Origin of the sequence: uncultured Winogradskyella sp., from assembly GCF_963975125.1 — a bacterium.
Lineage (GTDB): Bacteria > Bacteroidota > Bacteroidia > Flavobacteriales > Flavobacteriaceae > Winogradskyella.
This window is the reverse complement of record NZ_CAXBGB010000053.1, coordinates 1-22,243: the sequence shown is the minus strand read 5'-3', so window position 1 is coordinate 22,243 and position 22,243 is coordinate 1. Positions and strand designations below refer to the sequence as shown.

At 32.1% G+C, this 22,243-nt stretch carries 19 protein-coding genes; 8 read left to right on the top strand and 11 right to left on the bottom strand.

Features of this window, described 5'->3' with window-relative positions; all coding sequences use genetic code 11:
• The 6 genes from AAC053_RS09130 to AAC053_RS09105 form a co-directional block, all read left to right on the top strand.
• The coding region (locus tag AAC053_RS09130; RefSeq protein ID WP_339755535.1) for a T9SS type A sorting domain-containing protein at positions 1 to 1,923 on the top strand (1,923 nt) is incomplete at its 5' end.
• A gap of 210 nt (positions 1,924 to 2,133) precedes the next feature.
• Positions 2,134 to 3,135 carry a glycosyltransferase gene (locus AAC053_RS09125; RefSeq protein ID WP_339755534.1) on the top strand — a complete coding sequence of 334 codons (1,002 nt, stop codon included), beginning with the start codon at positions 2,134 to 2,136 and terminating at the stop codon, positions 3,133 to 3,135.
• A 7-nt stretch (positions 3,136 to 3,142) separates the two neighbouring features.
• Positions 3,143 to 4,105 (top strand): CdaR family protein, encoded by a 963-nt coding sequence (locus tag AAC053_RS09120; protein WP_339755532.1) that lies wholly within the window; start codon positions 3,143 to 3,145, stop codon positions 4,103 to 4,105.
• Between the two features lies 1 nt (position 4,106).
• Positions 4,107 to 4,703, top strand: coding sequence for a dephospho-CoA kinase (coaE, locus tag AAC053_RS09115; RefSeq protein ID WP_339755530.1), 597 nt, complete (start codon positions 4,107 to 4,109; stop codon positions 4,701 to 4,703).
• Between the two features lie 103 nt (positions 4,704 to 4,806).
• Positions 4,807 to 6,336: a HAMP domain-containing sensor histidine kinase gene (locus AAC053_RS09110; protein ID WP_339755528.1), complete on the top strand. Its 1,530-nt coding sequence runs from the start codon at positions 4,807 to 4,809 to the stop codon at positions 6,334 to 6,336.
• Positions 6,337 to 6,345: 9 nt separating this feature from the next.
• On the top strand, positions 6,346 to 7,059 hold the full coding sequence (locus tag AAC053_RS09105) for a response regulator transcription factor (protein WP_339755526.1): 714 nt from the start codon (positions 6,346 to 6,348) through the stop codon (positions 7,057 to 7,059).
• Positions 7,060 to 7,107: 48 nt separating this feature from the next.
• On the opposite strand, the gene miaA is transcribed toward AAC053_RS09105, so the two are convergent.
• From miaA to AAC053_RS09065, 8 genes are all read right to left on the bottom strand, one after another.
• Complete coding sequence (miaA, locus tag AAC053_RS09100) at positions 7,108 to 8,004, bottom strand: tRNA (adenosine(37)-N6)-dimethylallyltransferase MiaA (RefSeq protein ID WP_339755524.1); 897 nt, start codon at positions 8,002 to 8,004, stop codon at positions 7,108 to 7,110.
• Entirely contained in the window at positions 7,997 to 8,866 is an 870-nt protein-coding gene (locus tag AAC053_RS09095; protein WP_339755522.1) for an ion transporter, read from the bottom strand. Before AAC053_RS09095 ends, miaA begins: the two co-directional genes overlap by 8 nt.
• 24 nt (positions 8,867 to 8,890) lie before the next feature.
• Complete coding sequence (locus tag AAC053_RS09090; RefSeq protein ID WP_339755520.1) at positions 8,891 to 10,837, bottom strand: DUF3857 domain-containing protein; 1,947 nt, start codon at positions 10,835 to 10,837, stop codon at positions 8,891 to 8,893.
• Positions 10,837 to 12,207 (bottom strand): exonuclease domain-containing protein, encoded by a 1,371-nt coding sequence (locus tag AAC053_RS09085; RefSeq protein WP_339755541.1) that lies wholly within the window; start codon positions 12,205 to 12,207, stop codon positions 10,837 to 10,839. Before AAC053_RS09085 ends, AAC053_RS09090 begins: the two co-directional genes overlap by 1 nt.
• Positions 12,208 to 12,308: 101 nt before the next feature.
• Entirely contained in the window at positions 12,309 to 12,968 is a 660-nt protein-coding gene (locus tag AAC053_RS09080) for a YggS family pyridoxal phosphate-dependent enzyme (RefSeq protein WP_339755539.1), read from the bottom strand.
• Entirely contained in the window at positions 12,958 to 14,196 is a 1,239-nt protein-coding gene (locus tag AAC053_RS09075) for a DUF1015 domain-containing protein (protein WP_339755537.1), read from the bottom strand. Before AAC053_RS09075 ends, AAC053_RS09080 begins: the two co-directional genes overlap by 11 nt.
• A gap of 146 nt (positions 14,197 to 14,342) precedes the next feature.
• Positions 14,343 to 15,233, bottom strand: coding sequence for a 3-hydroxybutyryl-CoA dehydrogenase (locus AAC053_RS09070; protein ID WP_339755518.1), 891 nt, complete (start codon positions 15,231 to 15,233; stop codon positions 14,343 to 14,345).
• A gap of 122 nt (positions 15,234 to 15,355) precedes the next feature.
• Complete coding sequence (locus AAC053_RS09065; protein WP_339755516.1) at positions 15,356 to 16,315, bottom strand: Gfo/Idh/MocA family oxidoreductase; 960 nt, start codon at positions 16,313 to 16,315, stop codon at positions 15,356 to 15,358.
• A gap of 153 nt (positions 16,316 to 16,468) precedes the next feature.
• On the opposite strand from AAC053_RS09065, the gene AAC053_RS09060 reads away from it, so the two are divergent.
• Both AAC053_RS09060 and AAC053_RS09055 read left to right on the top strand, forming a co-directional pair.
• On the top strand, positions 16,469 to 17,110 hold the full coding sequence (locus AAC053_RS09060; protein ID WP_339755514.1) for a protein-L-isoaspartate(D-aspartate) O-methyltransferase: 642 nt from the start codon (positions 16,469 to 16,471) through the stop codon (positions 17,108 to 17,110).
• A 194-nt stretch (positions 17,111 to 17,304) separates the two neighbouring features.
• Positions 17,305 to 18,585: a T9SS type A sorting domain-containing protein gene (locus tag AAC053_RS09055; protein WP_339755513.1), complete on the top strand. Its 1,281-nt coding sequence runs from the start codon at positions 17,305 to 17,307 to the stop codon at positions 18,583 to 18,585.
• Here AAC053_RS09055 and AAC053_RS09050 read toward each other — a convergent pair.
• The 3 genes from AAC053_RS09050 to AAC053_RS09040 all read right to left on the bottom strand — a co-directional run bounded on the left by AAC053_RS09050 (position 18,582) and on the right by AAC053_RS09040 (position 21,951).
• The gene (locus AAC053_RS09050) at positions 18,582 to 20,423 is read right to left on the bottom strand and encodes a Xaa-Pro dipeptidyl-peptidase (RefSeq protein WP_339755511.1); all 1,842 of its coding nucleotides are present in this window, start codon (positions 20,421 to 20,423) and stop codon (positions 18,582 to 18,584) included. The two genes, AAC053_RS09055 and AAC053_RS09050, sit on opposite strands and share 4 nt — an antisense overlap.
• Positions 20,424 to 20,669: 246 nt before the next feature.
• Positions 20,670 to 21,194, bottom strand: a complete 525-nt coding sequence (locus AAC053_RS09045) for a hypothetical protein (RefSeq protein WP_339755509.1) — start codon at positions 21,192 to 21,194, stop codon at positions 20,670 to 20,672.
• A gap of 214 nt (positions 21,195 to 21,408) precedes the next feature.
• Positions 21,409 to 21,951, bottom strand: coding sequence for a DinB family protein (locus AAC053_RS09040; protein WP_339755508.1), 543 nt, complete (start codon positions 21,949 to 21,951; stop codon positions 21,409 to 21,411).
• Positions 21,952 to 22,243 lie beyond the last annotated feature (292 nt).

The following is a 22,243-nucleotide window of genomic DNA, read 5'->3' as shown; positions in this document are numbered from 1 at the left end:
TGGGTTGGACCATTCGCATTTACAACAGAATGTGCCGTAATTATACCAGATTACACAGCAGATATGTCTGTAAATGTACCAGATGCTTGTTGGGATGAGGCTGGTAGTGGTGATTCAACATCTGGGCCAATGGATTTAGGTGCTTCAGATTGGAGAGATGGTACTTCTTATGCTTTAGGTAGTAGTAATGCAATTAATTTATATTCTAACGTTGATAGTGAGTGGTTGTTATCTCCATCTTTTGATTTATCAACAGGAGGACCATACCAATTAGAGGTTAATGTAGCTGTTACTAATTGGAATCAAGGCACAGTTGATGACACAATGGGTAGTGACGATGAAGTACAGTTATTAATGAGTACTGATGGAGGAACGACTTGGGCTAATGTTGCTACTTGGAATGCTGCAAATGAGCCACCAGTTGGTGGAATTGAATATGTAGAAGATCTAACTGCAATTACTGGTAATGTATCATTTGCCATATGGGCAACTGACGGTACTGTTGATGATGGTGAGGACTATGATTTTCATGTTGGTAAATTTAGAGTAAGATCAATACCTTCTTGTGCTGATCCTGCAACTGTTATGAATACTGTATTAACTGATTCAGCTTCAGATTTCACATGGGCTATAGGTGGTACAGAGACAGTTTGGGAGTATGCTAATTTGCCATCTCCTTCTACAGAACCAGTCTCAGGTACTTCTACGATGACCACAGCGGCATCGTTTACAGGATTAACTCCAGCAACGGATTATGATTTCTATGTACGTTCAGATTGTGGAGGTTCATTTAGTGCTTGGGTGCTTGTTAGTTATTCTACGCCAGCTACACCACCTGCAAATGATGATTGTGCTAATGCAATAGAATTGACCGTTAATGCAGATGAAACTTGTACAACAACAACACCAGGAACAATTGTTGCTGCTACAGCTTCAGGTGAAGATGAAGCTTCTTGTTCTGGTACGGAAGATGATGATGTATGGTATTCTTTTGTTGCTACTGCTGTATCTCATAATATAGATTTATTAAATGTAGCTAACGGAACAACAGATTTATATCATTCTGTATGGTCGGGATCTTGTGGTGCACTAACTAATTTAAGCTGTAGTGACCCTAATAGTAGTACAGTAAACGGATTAACGATTGGTAATACATATTTATTAAGAGTTTACTCATGGACTGCTACACCTGGTCAAACTTCAACTTTTGATGTATGTATTGGAACACCTCCACCTCCACCACCTGCACCAGCAAATGATGAGTGTGATAATGTTGTTGGTTTAACAGTTAACTTAGATTATAATAATGGAATAGTAACAGCAGGAACAACAGTTGGCGCAACTGCATCTGCTCAAGCTGATGATGTTTCTGGTACACCAAATACAGATGTTTGGTTTTCATTTGTAGCCATATACGATGCACATAGAGTAGAACTATTAAATGTTGCAAATCAAGGAGGAGGAACTTCTACGAGTACAGATATGGGTATGGGTGTATATGATGCCACAGGAGGATGTGCTGGATTAGTGTTTACTGCAACTAGTGATCCTGATACTCTAAACCTAACAGGTTTAGTCGCTGGTACTACTTATTATGTAAGAGTTTATGGATGGTTTACATCTGTTCAGTATAATGATTTTGATATTAGTGTTGGATCAGATCCTGCATTAAATGTTAATAATTTAGAAAATGTAGCAGCTTTTACATACTATCCTAACCCAGTTAAAAATACATTAACATTAAATGCTCAAAATACTATTGAGAATGTAACAATGTATAATATGCTAGGCCAAGAAGTGTTAAGTGCGACACCTAATGCTGTTGATAGTGATTTAGATATGTCTAGTTTACAAACTGGTACTTATTTTGTTAAAGTAACTATTGCAACTGTTACTAAAACAATACGTGTGATTAAGCAATAAGTTTAAGACACTTTTTTTAATACACTAAAGCCGCTAATTTTTAGCGGCTTTTTTTATTATAATCATTTTTTGTTAAGAAAACCACGCTTGTACTAAAGAATACACTTACCGTTTTTTTTAAACAATATTATAAACATAGCCGATTATTGAAAAATAATAGGATTAGTTAACAGACACATTATGTGTTTGGTTTATTTACCTTTGTAGTGTATGAAGGATATTACTTTTTCTTTTATTATTCCTGTCTATAATAGACCTAACGAAATTAAAGAACTATTAGAAAGTTTTTTAACTTTAGATGGTAAGCATACCTTTGAGGTTGTTATCGTAGAAGATGGCTCTTCTGAAATTTCAGAAAACATCGTTAAGATGTTTAAAAACCAATTGGATATAGCTTATTTTTTTAAAGCAAATTCCGGACCTGGTCACTCAAGAAATTATGGTATGAATAAAGCTAAAGGGAATTACTTTATCATTTTAGATTCTGATGTTATTTTGCCTTCTAATTATTTAATAGAAGTAAAAAAAATCTTAGCTAAATCGTATTACGATTGTTTTGGTGGACCTGATGCTGCGCATGTTTCGTTTACAAGCCTTCAAAAAGCCATCAACTTTGCTATGACATCGTTTATAACTACAGGAGGCATAAGAGGAGGTAAGCAACAGATTGAAGATTTTCAACCGCGTAGTTTTAATATGGGCATATCTAAAAAAGCATTTATGGCTTCTGGTGGTTTTGGTAAAATTCATCCGGGAGAAGATCCAGATTTATCATTGCGATTACATAAATTAGGTTTTAAAACGACGCTTATTAAAAATGCTTATGTATATCATAAACGTAGAATATCTTGGTCTAAGTTTTATAAACAAGTTTATAAATTTGGTATGGTAAGACCAATTCTCAATCAATGGCATCCTAAGTCTAAGAGTTTAGTATATTGGTTTCCTACATTGTTTAGTTTGGGATTCATCTTTTCTGTTGTGTTGCTGTTATTCAATATAAAACTGCCATTGTATTTATATACATTCTATTTTTGCTTAGTGTTTATTTTAGCATTAATTTCAAATAAAAGTTTAACTGTTGCTTTACAAGCCTTAGTTGCAATAGCGGTACAATTTTTTGGTTATGGCTATGGTTTTTTTAAATCAACCTTTAATTTAGTCGTTTTGGGCAAGAAACCTGAGGATACATTTCCTCAATTATTTTTCTAATTCAATTATGAATTCTAATAAGAAATTGAACATATTAGATTACTTAAAAACGAAAAACGTCAAACGCTTTAGTTTGTTTTTTGCGATTGCATCTGTATTTTTAATTTTTTCTAAATTATCTAATGACTATAAGCAAACGATAAAATTAAAAGTAAATTTGGTTAATCTTGAAGATGAAATTATCTTACAGAATGATTCGTTAAATACTATTAACGCTTATATTGAAGCAAAAGGCTTTTCATTATTACCTTTTATATTTAAAAAACATAAAGACATTGTTATAGATGTAAAAACGGATGTCGCTTCTAAGCCAAATCAATTTATTTTCGATGTACAGAGGTACCAATTTCTCATCGAAGGACAATTAGGTAAATCGTATAAAATTCTTTCGATAAAACCAGACACACTAGTAATGTTTTATTCTAAAAGAGCTTCAAAACTAGTGCCTGTAATTTTAAATAGTAACATCAATTATGCTATAGGCTACGATATAAAAGAAGATTTTAGGTTTGACTTAGATAGTGTAAAAATTGTTGGCTCATCCGCGGAAGTAGATAACATAAATTCATTAAGTACTGAGCTATTAGAGCTAAATGATGTTAACACTAACATTAATGAGATGGTAAAACTAAATATTTCTGAGTATAATGCTATTGAAATATTTCCTAAATCAATAAATGTAAAAGCAGATGTGACTAGATTTACAGAAGGGACTATTGAAATTCCGATAACTGTAAGAAATATGCCAAATAATATTAAAATCAACTATTTTCCTAAATTCGTAACTCTCTCTTATTATGTAGATTTAGATAATTTTAATGCTATTAAGGCTTCAGACTTTGTAGTAGAATGTAATTATGGAGATAGAGATGAGGATCAAGCATACCTTGTGCCAAAAATTGTTAAAAAACCCGAATTTGTAAAGCGTATAAGTATAAAACAAAAACGTATAGATTTTATAAAGCTATAGAATGGTAATAGTAGGACTCACAGGTGGAATAGGAAGTGGCAAGACCACAGTCGCAAAGTGTTTCGAATCTTTTGGAATTCCTGTTTATATTGCAGATGATGAAGCTAAGGCTTTAATGAATCGCTCTAAAGTTATAAAACGACAGCTGATACAATTGTTTGGTAAATCTGCTTATAAAGACGAGATACTTAATAGACCCTTTTTAGCTTCACAAATCTTTAATAATAAAACTTTACTGTCTAAAATGAATACCATTGTACATCCAAAAGTGGCATCTCATTTTAAACGTTGGTTAAAAAAGCAAGACGCGTCTTATGTTATTAAAGAAGTAGCAATTATTTTCGAAAATAAACTTGAAAATCAATACGATTATATTATTACTGTTGTGGCAAATGAGGACTTACGAATTAAACGTGTGATGAATCGCGATAGCGCTTCGAAAGAAAAAATAAAAGCTATTATTAAAAACCAGTTACCAGATGCTGAGAAGGTTAAAAAATCTGACTTTGTGATCACAAATAACGATTTAGAATCAGCAAAGCAAGAAGCTGTTGAAATTCATCATCAAATACTTCGATTCATCAACATAAAAGATTAACGATTTCTTTTGTTAATGTAAGGTTAAAGCTAATTTGTACTAAATGTTAAAATGTTAAATTTGACTGATGGGCAAAAAGCTATTCGTCTTATTGGTAGTCTTAATGAGTTTATCACTTATTGGTATCATATTCGTTCAATCATTTTTTATTAATAATAGTTTAGAAAATGAAGAAAAGAATTTTGAACTAAGTGTACGAAGAGCTTTGAGTTTTACGTCTAGGGATATTAAGGAAATAGAGTTAAGAGATTATCTCTTAAAAATCCAACCCTTTATTGATAATAACACTGAAGCAGATTCCACTGTAATTAGACAACTTTTTATTACTACAGAGGATGATATAAATGATAAAACCATAGTACATCGTAATACGGTTTTTGAAGAACGCTTTAAAGTGCCTTCATTGTTCTTTGAAATTGATGCAGACAGTTTTAATATTAGCAAATTGTCTAACGAACGTGTCACTGAAATTTATAATAATAATAGTATAGACAAAAAACGGACCATAGCACCAGAGAAACGTTTAATCCAATATTCTTCAATGCCAGATTTGCAAAAGCAAATGTATGAAGATACATTTATGGATTATTTAAATGATATACCAATCTATAAAAGGATAACTCCTATAGAAGTTAAGGCTTTATTAAGAAGGGAGCTAAAAGATGAAGGTGTAAACTTAAATTTTGAATTTGCTGTTTACGATGATGACTTAGCAACTAAAGTGCAAACTCAGAATTTTGAAAAAGAAAAAGCTTATGGTATTCCTATTTTTTTAGATAATAACAATGAAGGTAGTTATAGGCTTTGGGTAGATTTTCCAGACAGAAAAAAATATTTACTATCTTCTATTTTATGGATGATTGTGCTTTCTATAGTATTTACAAGTATTATTATAATTGCTTATTCTAGTGCTATTTACCAGTTAATAAAACAACGCCAAATATCGCAGATAAAAACAGACTTTATTAATAATATGACACATGAGTTTAAAACGCCAATAGCAACAATTAATTTGGCTTTAGATTCTATAAAGAATCCTAAAATAATTAATGACCAAGAAAAGGTGAAGCGTTATTTAGGAATGATAAAGGAAGAAAATAAACGAATGCATGCACAAGTAGAAAATGTGCTGCGTATTTCTAAGTTAGAGAAAAATGAGCTAAATATTAGTAAGGAACGTTTAGAGTTACACGACCTAATTGAAGATGCCATGACTCATGTTGAGCTCATAGTTGAAGATAGACAAGGTTTTATAAACACACATTTAGGTGCTGCTAAGTCATCAGTTTTGGCAAACGAAACACATTTCACCAATGTAATTGTTAATATATTAGATAATGCTATTAAATATTCAGACGAAGCACCAAAAATTGATGTATATACTGAGAGCATCGGAAACAGCATCATATTAAAAATAGTAGATCAAGGCAATGGTATGCCAAAACAAGTAGCCAAGCGTGTGTTCGAAAAATTTTATAGAGAACATACAGGTAATGTACACAATATTAAAGGGCATGGGTTAGGATTAGCTTATGTAAAAAGAATAGTAGATGACCATCAAGGTCATATATCAGTAGAAAGTGAAAAAGGAAAAGGCAGTACTTTTATTATAAAATTGCCGTTAATATCTTAAAAACGAATTATGGAAGAACAGAACAAAAAAATTCTTTTGGTTGAAGACGATCCAAATTTTGGAACAGTTTTAAAAGATTATTTAATGATGAACGATTACGACGTTGTCCATGCCAAAAACGGAATGGAAGGTTTTGAAAAGTTCAAAAAAGACGATTACGATCTTTGCATTTTAGATGTAATGATGCCATATAAAGATGGGTTTACATTAGCTAAAGAGATCCGTGAAAAAAATACAGATGTGCCAATCATTTTCTTAACGGCCAAAGCAATGAAAGAAGATGTACTTAAAGGCTATAAAGTAGGTGCAGATGATTATCTTAATAAACCGTTTGATAGTGAAGTTCTTTTAATGAAGATAAAAGCAATTATACAACGTAAGGCAACAGATACTGTAGCGGATAGCAAACAATTTGAATTTAAAATCGGTCGTTTCGATTTAAATTCAAAACTTCGTTTCTTGAAATTTGATGGAGAAAACCCATCAAAGTTGTCTCCAAAGGAGAATGAACTACTACGATTGTTAGCACTGCATGAAAACGATTTAATGCCAAGAGAATTAGCATTAACTAAAATATGGAGAGATGATAACTATTTTACATCTCGTAGTATGGATGTATATATTGCTAAACTTCGTAAGTATTTAAAACCAGATCCAAATGTTGAAATTTTAAATATTCATGGGGAAGGTTTTAGATTAGTAATTAATAATAAACCGGAATAGACTTAAGTATAAAAAAATCCAGCCCTTAGAGCTGGATTTTTTTAATACTTATTTTTCAATAAACTGAATAATCTCTTTAACATCAGTTTTATAATTAAACCAATTTATAGTTTCATCTTTTCTAAACCATGTGAGTTGACGCTTTGCAAATCGCCTTGTGTTCTTTTTAATTTCTGAAATGGCAAACTCTAGGGTCGAGTTTCCTTCAAAATAACCAAAGAGTTCTTTGTAACCTACCGTATTTAAGGCATTTAAATGTTTAAACTTTAGCAGTGCTTTTGCCTCTTCTAACAATCCATTTTCAATCATTATATCTACTCGCTGGTTTATTCTATCATAGATAATAGAGCGATCCGCATCTAGTCCTATAGAAATAGTTTTAAACTTTCGTTGTTTGTTAGGATTAGTTAAAAAAGACGAATAGGTTTTCCCCGTTCCTATACAGATTTCTAAAGCTCTTATGATACGTTTAGGATTGTCAATCGCAATTAGATTATATGCTTTTAAATCAAGTATTTTTAGTTGTTCTTGCAATGTTCTTAAACCTTTCTCTTCAAGTTTTTTGATCAATTCAGTTCTAATGTTAGAATCTACTTCAGGGAAATAATCAAGCCCTTTAATTATTGATTTAACGTATAAGCCAGAACCAGCAACCATAATTGCTACTGGGTTTTTTAGATGTAATTTTTCTATTTTAGAAATAGCTTCTCGCTCAAAATCACCAACATTATAATTATCTTGTATAGATTTATGTTGAATAAAATGTTGCTTGGCAGCACTAAGTTCTTCTATAGTTGGTACAGCAGTACCGATATTCATCTCTTTATAAAATTGACGAGAATCTGCAGAAATAATTTCAGCATTAAAATGTTGAGCCAGTTTAATACTCAAAGCAGTTTTACCAATGGCAGTTGGGCCAACGATTGATATAAGTGTATTACTCATGGTGCAATTTACCTCCACATTTATGACAGAATTCTGCGTCGTCTTTATGTGTCTCCGCTAAACAATTTACACAGCATTGTGTGTTAAGTGCAACGTTTTTTAAATGCTTATGTTCCTCATCAGAGATTTTTCCTTTAGTTTCTGACGCTTTTGTATATTCGGCAGAAACAATACCAGTAGGTACAGCAATAATACCATAACCCAAAATCATAATTAAGCTGGCTATAAACTGACCTAAAGGAGTTTGTGGCGCTATGTCACCAAAGCCAACCGTGGTTAAGGTAACAATACTCCAATAAACACTTTTTGGTATATTTGTAAACCCATTTTCTTCGCCTTCTACCAAATACATAATAGTCCCAAAAATTATAGCAGCTATTATTACGGCAAATAGAAAGACAGAAATTTTTGCTCTACTAGCTTTAATTGCATTGGTTAATTGATTTGATGCACCTAAATATCGTGCTAATTTAAGAATCCTAAAAACTCTTAGTAGGCGCAAAGCTCTCAAGGCAACTAAGGCATGTGTACCAACAAATACTAGAGACAAGTACTTTGGTATGGTTGATAATAAATCAATAACACCATAAAAACTCGTAATATATTTTAACGGTTTTTTTACGGTTACGATTCTCAAAATATATTCTATAGTGAATAATATGGTGATAACCCATTCAGAAACATTTAAAAAAACATGATACTTTTCATCAAAGCTATTAATACTTTCTAACATTACTAAAATAATACTAGCAAGAATAGCTATGAGAAGAACTACATCAAATAATTTTCCTGCAGGTGTGTCCGCTTCATAGATGATTTCGTGTAGTTTGGTTTTCCAAGTATGATTATTTTCTGATTCCATGTTTTAAAATTACAAAAAGTAAAACTATTGTTTCTCTAATACTATAACAGTATTTTTTTGTATCTCAACAACCTTATTCAAGAATTTTTTCAAGTGACTATAAAACTCTGGTGGATAGATTGTCATGTCAAAGTTAACTTTAAAATATAGAATGAGCTCACCGTCATTATTATCTATATTAAAAACTAAAGATCCTGACTTATTTGGTAGGTTATATTTAAATCCATCAGGAATTCCTACAACCTTTAACTTATCATTTAAGTTTATTTTCATTACATAGAAATAAATGTCTTTATAGCCAAAATCTATAGGATAGGACCGTTCTTGAAGCTTAAATGGGTTTTCTTCAAAAAATTTGATAAAAAATGGATTTAGATAGATTTTGTTTCCGATAAATTCGGGCTTTATGGTTATGGTAATCTTTTCGCTAAATTCATTTTTCGTTTTATCAAAATCTATAATATCAAGATCTTCTATTATGATGTCCACAAATTTGTCAGCCTTCTTTTCTCTATATACTTGAGAATTCTCATAGAACCTCTGTTTCACATTATGAGCATGATATCTTGTAAATTTACTTTCAATAGTTCCAGAAAAAGCATCATCTTCAAAGGACAATAATTCTATTTTATGCTGTCGAGATGACAAAGCATCTATCTCAATATTTTCCCAATAGCTTCCGTTTTCAAATTCTATAAGTCTTCCGTATTGGTTTAGGCATTTAAATGGTAATTCGCCAAATGATAAATACGGATCAGTTGCATCTAAAAAGTAGTTTTCTTCACCTATTATTACCTTTAAAATCACATAATTAAAATCAGTAAGAACTGGATGAACCTTTGTAGCTAGCCCATTGGCACGTGTTGACATTAGTATTGGATAAACCTCAAAATCCTGATTGGTCAATAGATTTTCTAATAATAAGTTAATCTCAAATGAATTACCGATTTTTTCCTTTAGCAAATTTTTGACTGAAACATCATAACGTTCAGATTTTCCATTCCATTTATAATTGTCTAGTACAAATTGATAAATCGCTTTAGCTTTGGTTAAATCGTTATCTATTGATTTTATTTCTTCAGGTAGAACTTTCTTTGCTAGACTTTTTCTGCTGATTTGCCGTCCAAAATTGGCGCTACTCTCTAATTCTTTATCTACATCTGCCCAAGACTTAGTTAGTTTTTTTATGCTACCATCGAACCCTCTTATAATACTCAATTCGTATTCTATTCTTGCAATATAGTTTAAGGATGTTGTAGTAAACTTTTCACGCTTATATGCAGGGATATTCTTCATCACGTATTTTGATATAGAACAGCCAGTACTTGCACCATTACTTAAAATTATACAGTTTTTCTCTATTCGACTTGTGTTGGTATGCAGTGGTGTTGAGCCCACAAGTTTAATATTATATTCGTAATTCCCTGGAATGCTAGTGTTATATTCACTATACAAAACGGGGTCTGACCCTTGAAAATACCAAGGTTGATATTTTCTTATAAAACGAGATTGTGTTTCGTAGCTGTAAGTAATAACACTTCCAACTTTAACATTAGGCAAAACAAATTTCACTAGTGTATAATCTTTGTTTTCTTCCTCGAAAATGGCACTAGGCTTTAATTCTGTTTTAACCATTTGCCCATTTTCTAAATTGTAGGATGCACCTCGTATTTTTATTATCTGCTCTTCTGATGATTTATCTTTATATAATTTTACTTCAATTTCACCTCTGCTGATTCCGTCAGTTTTTAAGATTTTTATTTTCTGTTTTACCTGTACTCTGAGCCAAAATGTTTTTTTGTCTATAAAACTATTACCATAGTCGTAAATAACTAAAGCGTTTGCAGTTGAATCTTTTTCGTAATAAGTTTTTTCTAAATCACTTTTTGAGACTTTCATCGCAACATTGTAGTCTTGAGAAAAACTTAACATGGAAATAGAAACCGCAAGAAATAATAATTTTAATTTCATTATTTTTTGTTTAACTCAATAATTTTTAATCGCTTATTTCGTCGCATATAACTTTGAATAATATGCTGATTGTCTTTGTTGTTATTCATAGGAGTAATTAAAGACATTAATACTTCTTTATTGTTTATTTGGTGGTTTAAATCGAAAAAGCCCATGCCTTTAAAGATGCCATTTTCAATTAAATACACACTTTTCTCATCTATATCTCGACCTCTATCTATAATAAGCATATTTTTATTTTCGTAACTATGTTTTTCTTCGAGAGATTTAACACGTTTATTGTAGGCTTCAACGGGTTCTTCATTAATACAAGACCCTAGACATTCTTTTACATCGTATTTAAAGCAACTGGTTTTTGTAGTGTACAATCCAGTTAGTTTTTGACATAAGTTATAATCCTCTACAACTTTAAACATAAAATGTTTTCCGCTAGATCTAGTGCTAAATGTAGTTATAGGTAATTCTTTACTATTGGCTTTATCAATTTTTAGATTGATATACCCATTTTCATCCATGTAACTATAGAGCGCATGAGTAAATACGGTACGCCTTAAGGCTCTATTAAAGAGAGGCTTGTTTTTTTTTATTTCTTCGCTTTCTTTTAAAAGTGCTGCTAATTCACTACCTGTTTTTTCGTAAGTAACTGTGTGAACTAGAGCTTGAATCTTCTTCGATTTTGAATTCTTATTAGTAAAATGTTGTGTTATACGCTTCCTTATATTTTTACTCTTTCCTATATATATAATTTCGCCATTTTCTTTATGTATATAATAGACGCCTGTATCTGATGGTAACTTTTCTATAATTTCTGTAAGATTAGGAGCAAGGTTTGATTTTTGTTCAACTTTTACCGCATCTTTTATAATCACTTTTTCTAAATCTTTGTTCAATAACATTTTGAAGAGTTTTACAGTAGCCATTGCATCTCCGTTGGCACGATGTCTATCGCTCATAGGAATACCAAGTGCTCGTGCTAATTTTCCTAAACTATAAGATTCCATATCAGGAATTAATGTTTTAGAAAGCTCTACAGTGCAAAGTGTTTTTCGTTTAAAAGGAAAGCCTAATCGTTTAAATTCTGTTTTCAGAATTCTGTAATCAAAAGAAGAGTTATGCGCAACTATTATACAATCTTCAGTAATTTCTACAATACGTTTAGCAACCTCGTAGAATTTAGGTGCATTCTTAAGCATATTAGAATTAATACCTGTAAGATTCACTACAAAGGGTTGAATCTCGCGTTCTGGATTTACTAAAGAAATAAACTGATCCGTTACTTTATGACCATCGAACTGGTAAATCGCAATTTCCGTTATGCCTTCCTCATTGTATTTACCACCTGTGGTTTCTATGTCTAGTATTGCGTAAATGTTGTTAATTTGTTTAGTTGTCATTAAGAAGCTTTTAGAAAAAGCTGTTGTAATCTCTTTAATCGTAGAGATTGCTTCGTCGTATCTTCTAGAATGACGTATTAATTATAATTTCGTGCTCCAAATATACTACTTCCAACTCTAATCATAGTACTACCACAGTCAATTGCTAACTGATAATCTCCACTCATTCCCATTGAAATAGTTTTAAGTTTAGAGTTCAAATTTTTTAGTTTATTAAAAGTAGATTTTAAGAGTTTAAATTCTTTTTCCACTTGTGTTGTTTTGTCTGTAAATGTTGCCATTCCCATTACACCAATAACATTTATATGTTTTAATTCTGAAAGCTCGTTAGATTGAAGTAGAGTAGAAGCAGTATATGCTGATATCCCAAATTTACGATCTTCTTGCGCTATTTTAATTTGTAGCAAACAGTCTATAACTCTATCATGTTTTTTAGCTTGTTTATTAATTTCTTTCAGTAATTTATAGCTGTCAACTCCATGGATTAGATTCACAAATTCAGCCATGTATTTAACTTTGTTTGTTTGCACATGCCCAATCATATGCCATTGAATATCCTTTGGCATTTGCTCATGTTTATCAGCCATTTCTTGGATTTTATTTTCACCAAAAATTCGCTGACCAGCATCATAAGCTTCCATTAAATCACTTATAGGTTTGGTTTTAGAAACTGCAACTAAAGTAACATGGTCAGGTAATATTGATTTTATGTCTTTAAGATTTTTACTAATACTCATAAATAGTAATTCCACTTCTTAATTTTGGTAAGATATAGGTGCTTTTTGGCGGCATTTTTAAGCCTTCATTAGCAATTTGTTTCATCTGCTCTACATTAGATGGGCACATACCAAAGCCAACCGCAAATTCACCACTATCTACACTCGTTTTTATGGTAATCATTTCGTGTGTTCCATTCACATATTCTATGCGATTATCGTTTCTTAAATCATCAATGCCTAATATAGGCTGAAGAATTGTTTTATATAACAATTGTGCATCTAACTCGTCTAGTGCTGTTTTAAATTTATAGTTTGTTTTTCGTAAGTATAAAGAATAAAACTCACCATCTAAATACATACTAAAATGATGAGATTTAGATGCGTTATATGGTATAATTCCTCTATTTTCAATACGATAGACTGCATCTAGTTTTATTAGAAATTCTTCTTTGGTTAGTCCATTGAGATCTTTAATAAGTCTATTAAATTCATGAATAACTAAATCTGATTCTGGAATTAAATAAGACATGAAGAAGTTATACGATTCACTTCCGTTATGATTTGGATTCTGTTCTTTTTCATCTTTATATAATAAATAAGATGAAGCAGACCTGTGATGACCATCAGCAATATAAATAGTTTCCATTTGCTTAAATTCATTTTGAATTATAGCAATAGAATCTTTATTATCTATCTTCCATAAATAATGAGTATCTCTATAGGTCATAGTAAACTCAAACTCTGCATGCTCTTTTTGAGTTTCTTTTATAATGTTTGAGATTACATTGTTATCGGGATAGGTGAGAAGTACAGGTTCGGCATTAAAACCTACGGTTTGAATATAGGTTTTAAAAGTTTGCTCACGCTTGGTAATAGTGTCTTCGTGTTTTTTTATGACATCATTTTCGTAATCTTCAGCACTTGTTGCGGCTATAATACCATTAAATTCCTGACCATGTCTGTTCACAATTTTATAAACATATAATGAAGGTTTTTCATCGGTAACAAAAACGCCGTCCTCTTTAAATTCTGAATACCGATTTTTAACCAGTTTATAGCGTTTCTTTCCTGTAACTTCTTGATCATATTTATAACCAGGATTAACGATATGAAGAAAACTAAATGGATTAAAATCCATTCGAGATTCACGTTCATCAACTGTGTAGCTTTGGTATGGACGAGCAGCAACGAGACCAACAATTGCTCTCGTTGGTTTTACAGCTTTAAATGGAATTATTTTTGCCATGTATATCGTATCTTTCATTGCGAGCTTTTTTATTAGAAAAAAAGCGTGACAATCTTTTTATAAAGAAATAAGTTTCAATGAAAAAGACGACCAGGTTCTGCGTCCCTGTTTGCTAACAGGCAGGCTCGCAATGACATTTCATATGTTTATTTTAAAAACTGACTAGAGACCTTCTCAGCTTTTCTACTCTTAGAATAATCATAAAAACCTTCACCAGATTTTACACCTAATTTTCCAGCTCTAACCATATTAACCAATAAAGGACAAGGTGCATATTTTGGTTTTTTAAAGCCGTCGTACATCACATTTAGAATAGATAAACAAATATCTAGACCAATAAAATCAGCCAATTGTAAAGGACCCATTGGATGTGCCATACCTAATTTCATAACGGTATCAATTTCTTCAACACCAGCAACACCATTATATAAAGTTTCAATAGATTCGTTAATCATAGGCATTAAAATACGATTGGCAACAAAGCCAGGATAATCGTTAACTTCAGTTGGTATTTTACCTAAGGTTTTAGATAATTCCATGATAGTATCTGTCACTTCATCACTAGTATTATAACCACGAATAATTTCTACTAATTTCATAATAGGTACTGGGTTCATAAAGTGCATACCAATGACTCTGTCTGGTCTAGAGGTAACTGCAGCAATCTGTGTAATAGAAATAGAAGAGGTGTTGCTAGCTAAAATGGTGTCTTCACTGCAAGCTTCATCTAACTGTTTAAAGATTTTAAGTTTTAAATCTACGTTTTCAGTGGCGGCTTCAACAACTAAGCTTGCATATTCAACTCCTTCAGTAATACTGGTAAATAAAGTTATGTTTTCTAAAGTTGTTGTTTTATCTTCTTCTGTAATTTTATCCTTAGAAACCATTCGGTCTAAATTCTTTGCGATAGTATCTACACCTCGCTTTAGCGATGCTTCACTAAGGTCTATAAGCTGAACTTTAAATCCAGATTGTGCAAACGTGTGGGCAATACCATTCCCCATTGTTCCTGCTCCAATAACTGCTATGTTTTTCATTTTTCTATTTTTTTGTAGCACTGAGCTTGTCGTAGTGTCTCAGGTTATTTATTTAAAGATGAGTTCTCGATACAATTTCGATATTTCGAAATCACTAGAACTGACGTACTCTATTATGTTATTTAAAATTGATTAATAATCATTGAAGCTACACGCAATGCTTCTGTGCCATCATGCAAAGTTACAATTGGCTTAGTGTTGTTATTAATAGCGTCAGCAAACGTTTCTAACTCATCTAAAATGGCGTTGTTATTCTGTATTTCTGGATTGTCAAAATAGATTTGTTTTTTTAGACCTTCCGCATTTTGAAGTATCATATCAAAATCACCTGGGTTTTCTGGTGCATCTTTCATTTTTACTACTTCACATTTCTTTTCAAGAAAATCTACAGAGATATAGGCGTCTTTTTGAAAGAATCGAGTCTTTCTCATATTTTTTAGTGAAATTCTACTCGCTGTAAGGTTTGCAACACAACCGTTTTTAAATTCAATTCGTGCATTGGCAATATCTGGTGTTTCACTAACTACAGAAACTCCACTTGCAGAAACGTGTTTCACAGGAGAGTTTACAACACTTAAAATAATATCTATATCGTGAATCATTAAATCTAATACCACAGGCACATCTGTACCACGAGGATTAAACTCTGCAAGTCTATGACATTCTATAAACATTGGATTTTCAATCTGATCTTTTACACCAATAAAGGCAGGATTAAAACGCTCAACATGTCCAACTTGTCCTTTAACTTCATGTTCTGCAACTAAGGCTCTAATGGTTTCGGCTTCTTCAACCGTATTGGTAATTGGTTTTTCTATAAAAATGTGTTTTCCTTTTTTAATAGCTTGTTTTGCACATTCGTAATGCGAAAGCGTAGGAGTTACAATATCTACAACATCTACAGCATTTATTAAAGCATCAATGGTATCAAAATATGTATAACCGAATTCAGCAACCACAAGTTTTGCATTTTCAGGATCAGCATCATAGAAACCTACGAGCTCATATTTTTTAGATTGGTTAAGTAGTCTTAGATGAATTTTACCAAGGTGACCAGCACCAAGAACACCAGCTTTTAGCATGTTTTTCTGTTTTTAACAAAAATAGTCGTTTTGATTTAAAAAGTTGAAAAAGAAAATATAAAATACTTAGAAATCATTAATTGAATAAAGTTTAAAATCTTCCTTTGAACTTGAACTTCTTTAAATTAATTTAGCGTAAACTAAACTACGCTTTTGAAAGATACATTTAAGCATCAAGGAATGCGCCAGAAACTTGTTGAAACGCTGATTAAAAAAGGAATAAAAAATAATAGCGTTTTAAAAGCCATTGGTAAAATACCGAGACACCTATTTATGGATTCTGGTTTTATAGATCATGCATACCAAGACAAAGCGTTTCCAATTGCTGCAGATCAAACTATTTCACAACCTTATACTGTTGCTTTTCAATCAGAATTATTACAAATTAAAACTGGTGATAAAATACTTGAAATAGGAACAGGAAGTGGTTATCAGTGTGCTGTATTGATTGAGCTTGGTGCTAAAGTTTATAGTATAGAGCGTCAGCAAGAATTGTTTAAAAAAACATTTAAATTCTTGCCTAAAATAGGTTATAGAGCTAAGAAACTCATTTTTGGCGATGGCTATAAGGGTTTGCCAGATGAAGCTCCTTTCGATAGTATTATAGTAACAGCTGGTGCACCATTTGTACCTAATCCTTTGTTGAGTCAATTAGCTATAGGAGGACGTTTAGTGATTCCTGTTGGTGAAGATGTTCAAGTCATGACTATGTTTATTCGAAAAGGGCCAAAAGACTTTGAAAAGCACGAGTTTGGCAAATTTCGATTTGTGCCACTTCTTGAAGATAAAAATTAATTGAGTTATACACTTAAGAAACGTGATTTTATTTTTATTTCTACTGATTTTAAACTAGTTACATAAAACCGAAGGAAGAACTAGAAGATTCTATCAGTATGTTTGCATATTTTTAAAGAAAAACACATTGTAACTAATTGAATGACAGTATCAAAACTAACAGCAACTAAGTGACTAACTCAAAAAATTAATATATGTATAAAGTTGTTTTAATTATCCTTTTTAGTTTTCAGTTCAGTTTTTCACAAGACTATGTTGAATATGCTACAGGAAATACAACCGATTTTGTGGTTAATCCTGATTCTGGAATTTGCCTAATGGGTGGAGCAAGTGAAAGCGACGAAGCTATGGTTTGGTTCTTAAATAAAGCCAATGGTGGTGATGTTGTAGTTTTGAGAACTTCTGGCAGTAGCGGCTATAATAATTATTTCTATTCAGAATTAGGTGTAACAGTAAATTCTGTGACCACATTTGTTATTTATAATGAAGAAGGCGCAACAAATGAGTATGTTTTAAGTAAAGTTGAAAATGCCGAAGCTATTTGGTTTGCTGGTGGTGATCAATATAATTACGTGAGTTATTTTAAAGACAATGCTTTAGAAGATGCCTTAAATAATTTTGTCAACGTAAAAGGTGGAGTTATTGGTGGTACAAGTGCTGGAATGGCAATTTTAGGAAGTGGTTATTTTTCTGCCCAAAATGGTACAATAACCACTGCCCAAGCTTTAAGCAATCCATACCATTCTAGAGCAACCTTAGGATATAATGATTTTTTAGAAATCCCTTTTTTAGAAGATATTATAACAGATACTCATTACGACAATCCAGACAGAAGAGGAAGACATAGTGCGTTTTTAGCACGTTATGCAACTGATAATACAAGCAGAGCTTTCGGAATTGCTTGTAATGAATATACAGCTGTTTGTGTAGATTCTGATGGCAAAGCTTATGTATATGGAGATTACCCTAATTATGAAGAGCATGCTTTTTTTATACAAACTAATTGTGCTACAGATTATTTACCAGAGAATTGCACTAGTGGAAATCCATTGAATTGGTTACAAAGTAATGAAGCCTTAAAAGTTTATAAAGTACCAGGAATGACTACAGGTGAAAATTATTTTGATTTATCGGATTGGCAAACAGGAAGTGGAGGTGAGTGGCAAAATTGGTTTATCAATAATGGTACATTTATGACGTCAACAACTGTTAATCCTAATTGTAATAATGTATTAAACACACCAGAATTCGAAGTTGAAACAGTGACTATTTTTCCTAATCCATTTAGGGATGTAATTACTATTCAGTCTGAAAATTTAAATCTTAAATTTCAAATGTTTGATGTTCTAGGAAAACAAATAGATATCAACAGAAATACGAATACCATAAATACGTCATCTTTAGAATCTGGTATTTACTTTCTAAAAGTTGAAGGCCATAATGTTGTAAAAACTTTCAAACTGATTAAGAACTAGTTTGTAGCTTTCTTAAAAGCTTCAGCACCACCAACGACAGGTAAAGTTAATTTAGTTTGACCTAGATGTATCATTATTTCTGTACCAGGCTTTGGATGTAAGGTGAATTCTTTATCACTTGAAAAAATCATAAAACCTATTTGTTGACCTGCTTTGATAATTTGATCATCTGGCTGTAAATCAAAAGTTATAGAATAGTCTCTTCCAATTATTAGGCCCTCTTCTTTGGTCAACGATTTGTGATTTTTTGGATCAGCCCAACCACGAGTTATTATGTTGTCTGTTATTTTTACATCCTTCCCATCTTCCCAAGGTAAAGACACTAACCAAACTGATAAATTAGCTGCTGATTTACTACTAGCTAATGTTATAGTTACTTTTGGTACACCAGAAATATGAAGATCTTCTTTTAATTTTGGAGTTACATATAAGAGTCTATGCTTTGAACTTGTTGCTTTTGCATGATCACTTCCGGAAATAGAGGCATCATCAGAAAACATTTCTCCTGCAGCTTCGACATTTTCAATTGTTAAACCACCAATAGTACTTCCTCCATAAGTTAAGTTTAAGGTTACATCTGATGCTTTAGGATTTGGGTAATCTTTATAAGCAGTTGGTTGCTGTCTATCATCATTTTCTCTAACGATATAAGCTTTGTTTTCTTCTTTTTCAACACCATTATCAATACCATGTAAGTATTTTGTAAACCACTTATTCATCATTGAAGTAGGTGGTGGTCCACCATGACCATTTTGGTGGTAATAAATCTGAGTTGGTAACCCTTTCTCCTTTGCAGCTTTGTAAATGCGGTAACTGTGTTCTGGCATCACATTCCAATCGTTAAAACCATGAGACATCAATAATGCAGCCTTCATGTTACCCATTTGGTTGAGGTAATCTCTACCAGCCCAAAAGTCATTCATGTCACCAGTTTGTCTATCCATACCATTCATCATTTCTATATCGCGAACAGTTTTGTTATTATATTCTCGTTTGTCTTCGTCACCACTATGTACAAAATCATAAAGAACATCAATATCTTCTCCTAGGTAACCACCTGGAGAACGTACTAATCCATTTGAACGGTAATAATGATAATAGGATGTATTTGGTGCAATAGGAATTATAGCTTCTAAGCCTTCAACTCCAGTTGTTGCGGCTGCTAACGGAATAGTTCCGTTGTATGAAGTACCAGTCATACCAACTTTCCCTGTTGACCAAAACGCTTTTACTTCTTCATTTCCGTTGCGTTCTGTATAGCCAGTTGCACGTCCGCACAACCAGTCGATAACTGTTTTTGGGGCTAATGATTCGTTTTGTCCACCAATAGTTGGTGCACCATCTGATAAACCTGTCCCAGGAGAAGAAGAGTGTACAACTATATATCCTCTTGGTACCCATTTTCTAATATGCGAGTTTGAAATAATTGGACGTTGTCCACGACGTGTTACGTCTGGATGAAAACGTTCTTTTGCAGTTCCTCCTAATTCTATATTTACGTCCCACATTGTACCAGGTGCATCTGCAGCGACGCCTGCAAAATAAGGACTAGACACATATATTATTGGTAGTTTTAGTCCTTCTGTATCAGTTTGCTCTGGTCGCGTTACTGCAACGTGCATGCGATCTGGTTCACCATCTCCATCAGTATCAAATTCTGTTTCTACCCATAAATCATGGCGAATCCATTTTTTGGAATCCTTAAAAGCCTCTACAATTTGTGCTTCACCATCTTTAAAAACAGGTGTTGCTTTTTCTGTTGAATTTTGAGCACTACTTAAGATAGAAAATGCTAAAGCAATAGTTAGAATTGAATTTGATTTAAATGAAAATGTCATATAATAGTTTTGTAAAACGTTCTGATAAAAGTAAGGAGTATAAGTTAGAACTCAAATGCTATTTAAGATTTTTTTAGCAGATGATATTAGTGGACGTCACTTAGAGTGATTTGTAAGATTATCGAAGTCAAAATATATTTTGATTGAAGATACCGAAGCGAAGCTTTAACAAATTGTATCGAGAAGTATCAAAAAGTTCTCCCAAAAACAATTTCACTCGAATTGATTAAGTGGATTTATCTGAGATTAATTTTTTGGTAAATACTCTTCAGGAATAGGGTTTTCCTTAGTTTCTTGCATCCAATAGATGTTAATAACCCACCAACGCTCACCGTCATTCATTAATTGAATACTATTGATGCCTCTCATAAAAGGTTCAGTATCACTTTTAATTTTAAACGATTCGTAAGTGCTAAATACTTGAGTAATATTACCAAAGGATTGTGTTTCTCTATTTATTTCAACTTCATGAAAACCGTTTTCAATCAACCATTTTCCTGAGGAACTGATATAGTCTTGTGGAGACATATAACGCGCAATGACTATACCTTCTTTGGTGTTACCAGTAGGTATAAGTTTTGCGTCTTTATGAAATAAATACTTAAATAATTCCCAGTTGCGTTCTACACCTTTATCTCCCGAAATAACTGAATAAAGTGTTTCTATTGTACTGTTTAGTGTTGCTACTTGTTTTGAGTAGTCTATTGTTTCTTGGGCAGTAAGATTAAGAGTTAAGGCTACTAATAATGATAAAAGAATAAGTTTTTTCATTGAGATTATTTTAAGCTATATATAGATTTATATCAGTTAGGATTTTCCATCCGCTATCATTTTTTTCAAAAATCATTATGTGTTTTTAGTATCACAAATGTTGGTTAAGCTAAAAATAACAATTTTTTATAGACGGCTTGCTATTTCGTTGTTTTCAAGAGGGCATTATTTTTCAAAATATCCGTTTCCTTAATTTTAATTCAATTTGTTTAAGTCATTGAAACAAAACGTATCTAGGTGGAACAAGTCCGTTTAGTCTCATATAAACAATAATTTGTCCTCTGTGGTGAGTTATGTGGTCTGCAAGTAATAAGAAAATTTGGCGTTTTGTTCTATTCAAACCAAAATAGTCTAGCTCGACATCTAATTGAGTTGTATCAAATTGTTTAATTAGTTTTATGGTTTCGTCGAATGTTTTATTAATTGTTGCAATCATCTCTTCTTTTGATTTATTGTTAACCTTAAAAATTGTATCAGTTTTCCAATCCCTAGATTCTCGTTCACCTAACAATGACTGACTATGCCAATCTATAGCATATCCTATATGCATTAAGTTTTCCGCAAAAGTCATTGACTCTGGTGATGCTCTAAAGTTGTATTTGTCCTCTGGCATTGTTTCTGCAACAAGAATTAAATACTTTCGGGAATTTTCCAATCGCACCAAATAGTCCTTAATAAAACCATCTTGTTGAGCAAACAGAGGTGATGTAATTGAACTAAACAATATAATAGTTGTTAGAATAAATATATGTTTCATAGTTTTTAAATTTCGTTTACAGGGTTTTTATAGACATATTTTTAAATTTCAATTTTACCACTCAGAGTGTGTTTTGCGATGAATGACAATAGATTATTTGTTCAAAAACACATATTCATTTGGTCTGCTCTATTCCTCCAAAGATTGCAATTTTTGAGTTTATGTAAATATTGAAAGTAAAGCTATCAAACTTTTAAAAACATACTCAAATTTAAAGCAGAAACTGAATTTGAGCAATCATTTTTGGCCTTGATGTTACTTTATAATTATAGTAGTTGAAGCACATTTTATT

Coding starts and splice junctions, on each gene's coding strand:
- AAC053_RS09125 (WP_339755534.1), top strand. CDS start 2,134: ATGAAGGATATTACTTTTTCTTTTATTATTCCTGTCTATAATAGACCT.
- AAC053_RS09120 (WP_339755532.1), top strand. CDS start 3,143: ATGAATTCTAATAAGAAATTGAACATATTAGATTACTTAAAAACGAAA.
- coaE (WP_339755530.1), top strand. CDS start 4,107: ATGGTAATAGTAGGACTCACAGGTGGAATAGGAAGTGGCAAGACCACA.
- AAC053_RS09110 (WP_339755528.1), top strand. CDS start 4,807: ATGAGTTTATCACTTATTGGTATCATATTCGTTCAATCATTTTTTATT.
- AAC053_RS09105 (WP_339755526.1), top strand. CDS start 6,346: ATGGAAGAACAGAACAAAAAAATTCTTTTGGTTGAAGACGATCCAAAT.
- miaA (WP_339755524.1), bottom strand. CDS start 8,004: ATGAGTAATACACTTATATCAATCGTTGGCCCAACTGCCATTGGTAAA.
- AAC053_RS09095 (WP_339755522.1), bottom strand. CDS start 8,866: ATGGAATCAGAAAATAATCATACTTGGAAAACCAAACTACACGAAATC.
- AAC053_RS09090 (WP_339755520.1), bottom strand. CDS start 10,837: ATGAAATTAAAATTATTATTTCTTGCGGTTTCTATTTCCATGTTAAGT.
- AAC053_RS09080 (WP_339755539.1), bottom strand. CDS start 12,968: ATGAGTATTAGTAAAAATCTTAAAGACATAAAATCAATATTACCTGAC.
- AAC053_RS09075 (WP_339755537.1), bottom strand. CDS start 14,196: ATGGCAAAAATAATTCCATTTAAAGCTGTAAAACCAACGAGAGCAATT.
- AAC053_RS09070 (WP_339755518.1), bottom strand. CDS start 15,233: ATGAAAAACATAGCAGTTATTGGAGCAGGAACAATGGGGAATGGTATT.
- AAC053_RS09065 (WP_339755516.1), bottom strand. CDS start 16,315: ATGCTAAAAGCTGGTGTTCTTGGTGCTGGTCACCTTGGTAAAATTCAT.
- AAC053_RS09055 (WP_339755513.1), top strand. CDS start 17,305: ATGTATAAAGTTGTTTTAATTATCCTTTTTAGTTTTCAGTTCAGTTTT.
- AAC053_RS09050 (WP_339755511.1), bottom strand. CDS start 20,423: ATGACATTTTCATTTAAATCAAATTCAATTCTAACTATTGCTTTAGCA.
- AAC053_RS09045 (WP_339755509.1), bottom strand. CDS start 21,194: ATGAAAAAACTTATTCTTTTATCATTATTAGTAGCCTTAACTCTTAAT.
- AAC053_RS09040 (WP_339755508.1), bottom strand. CDS start 21,951: ATGAAACATATATTTATTCTAACAACTATTATATTGTTTAGTTCAATT.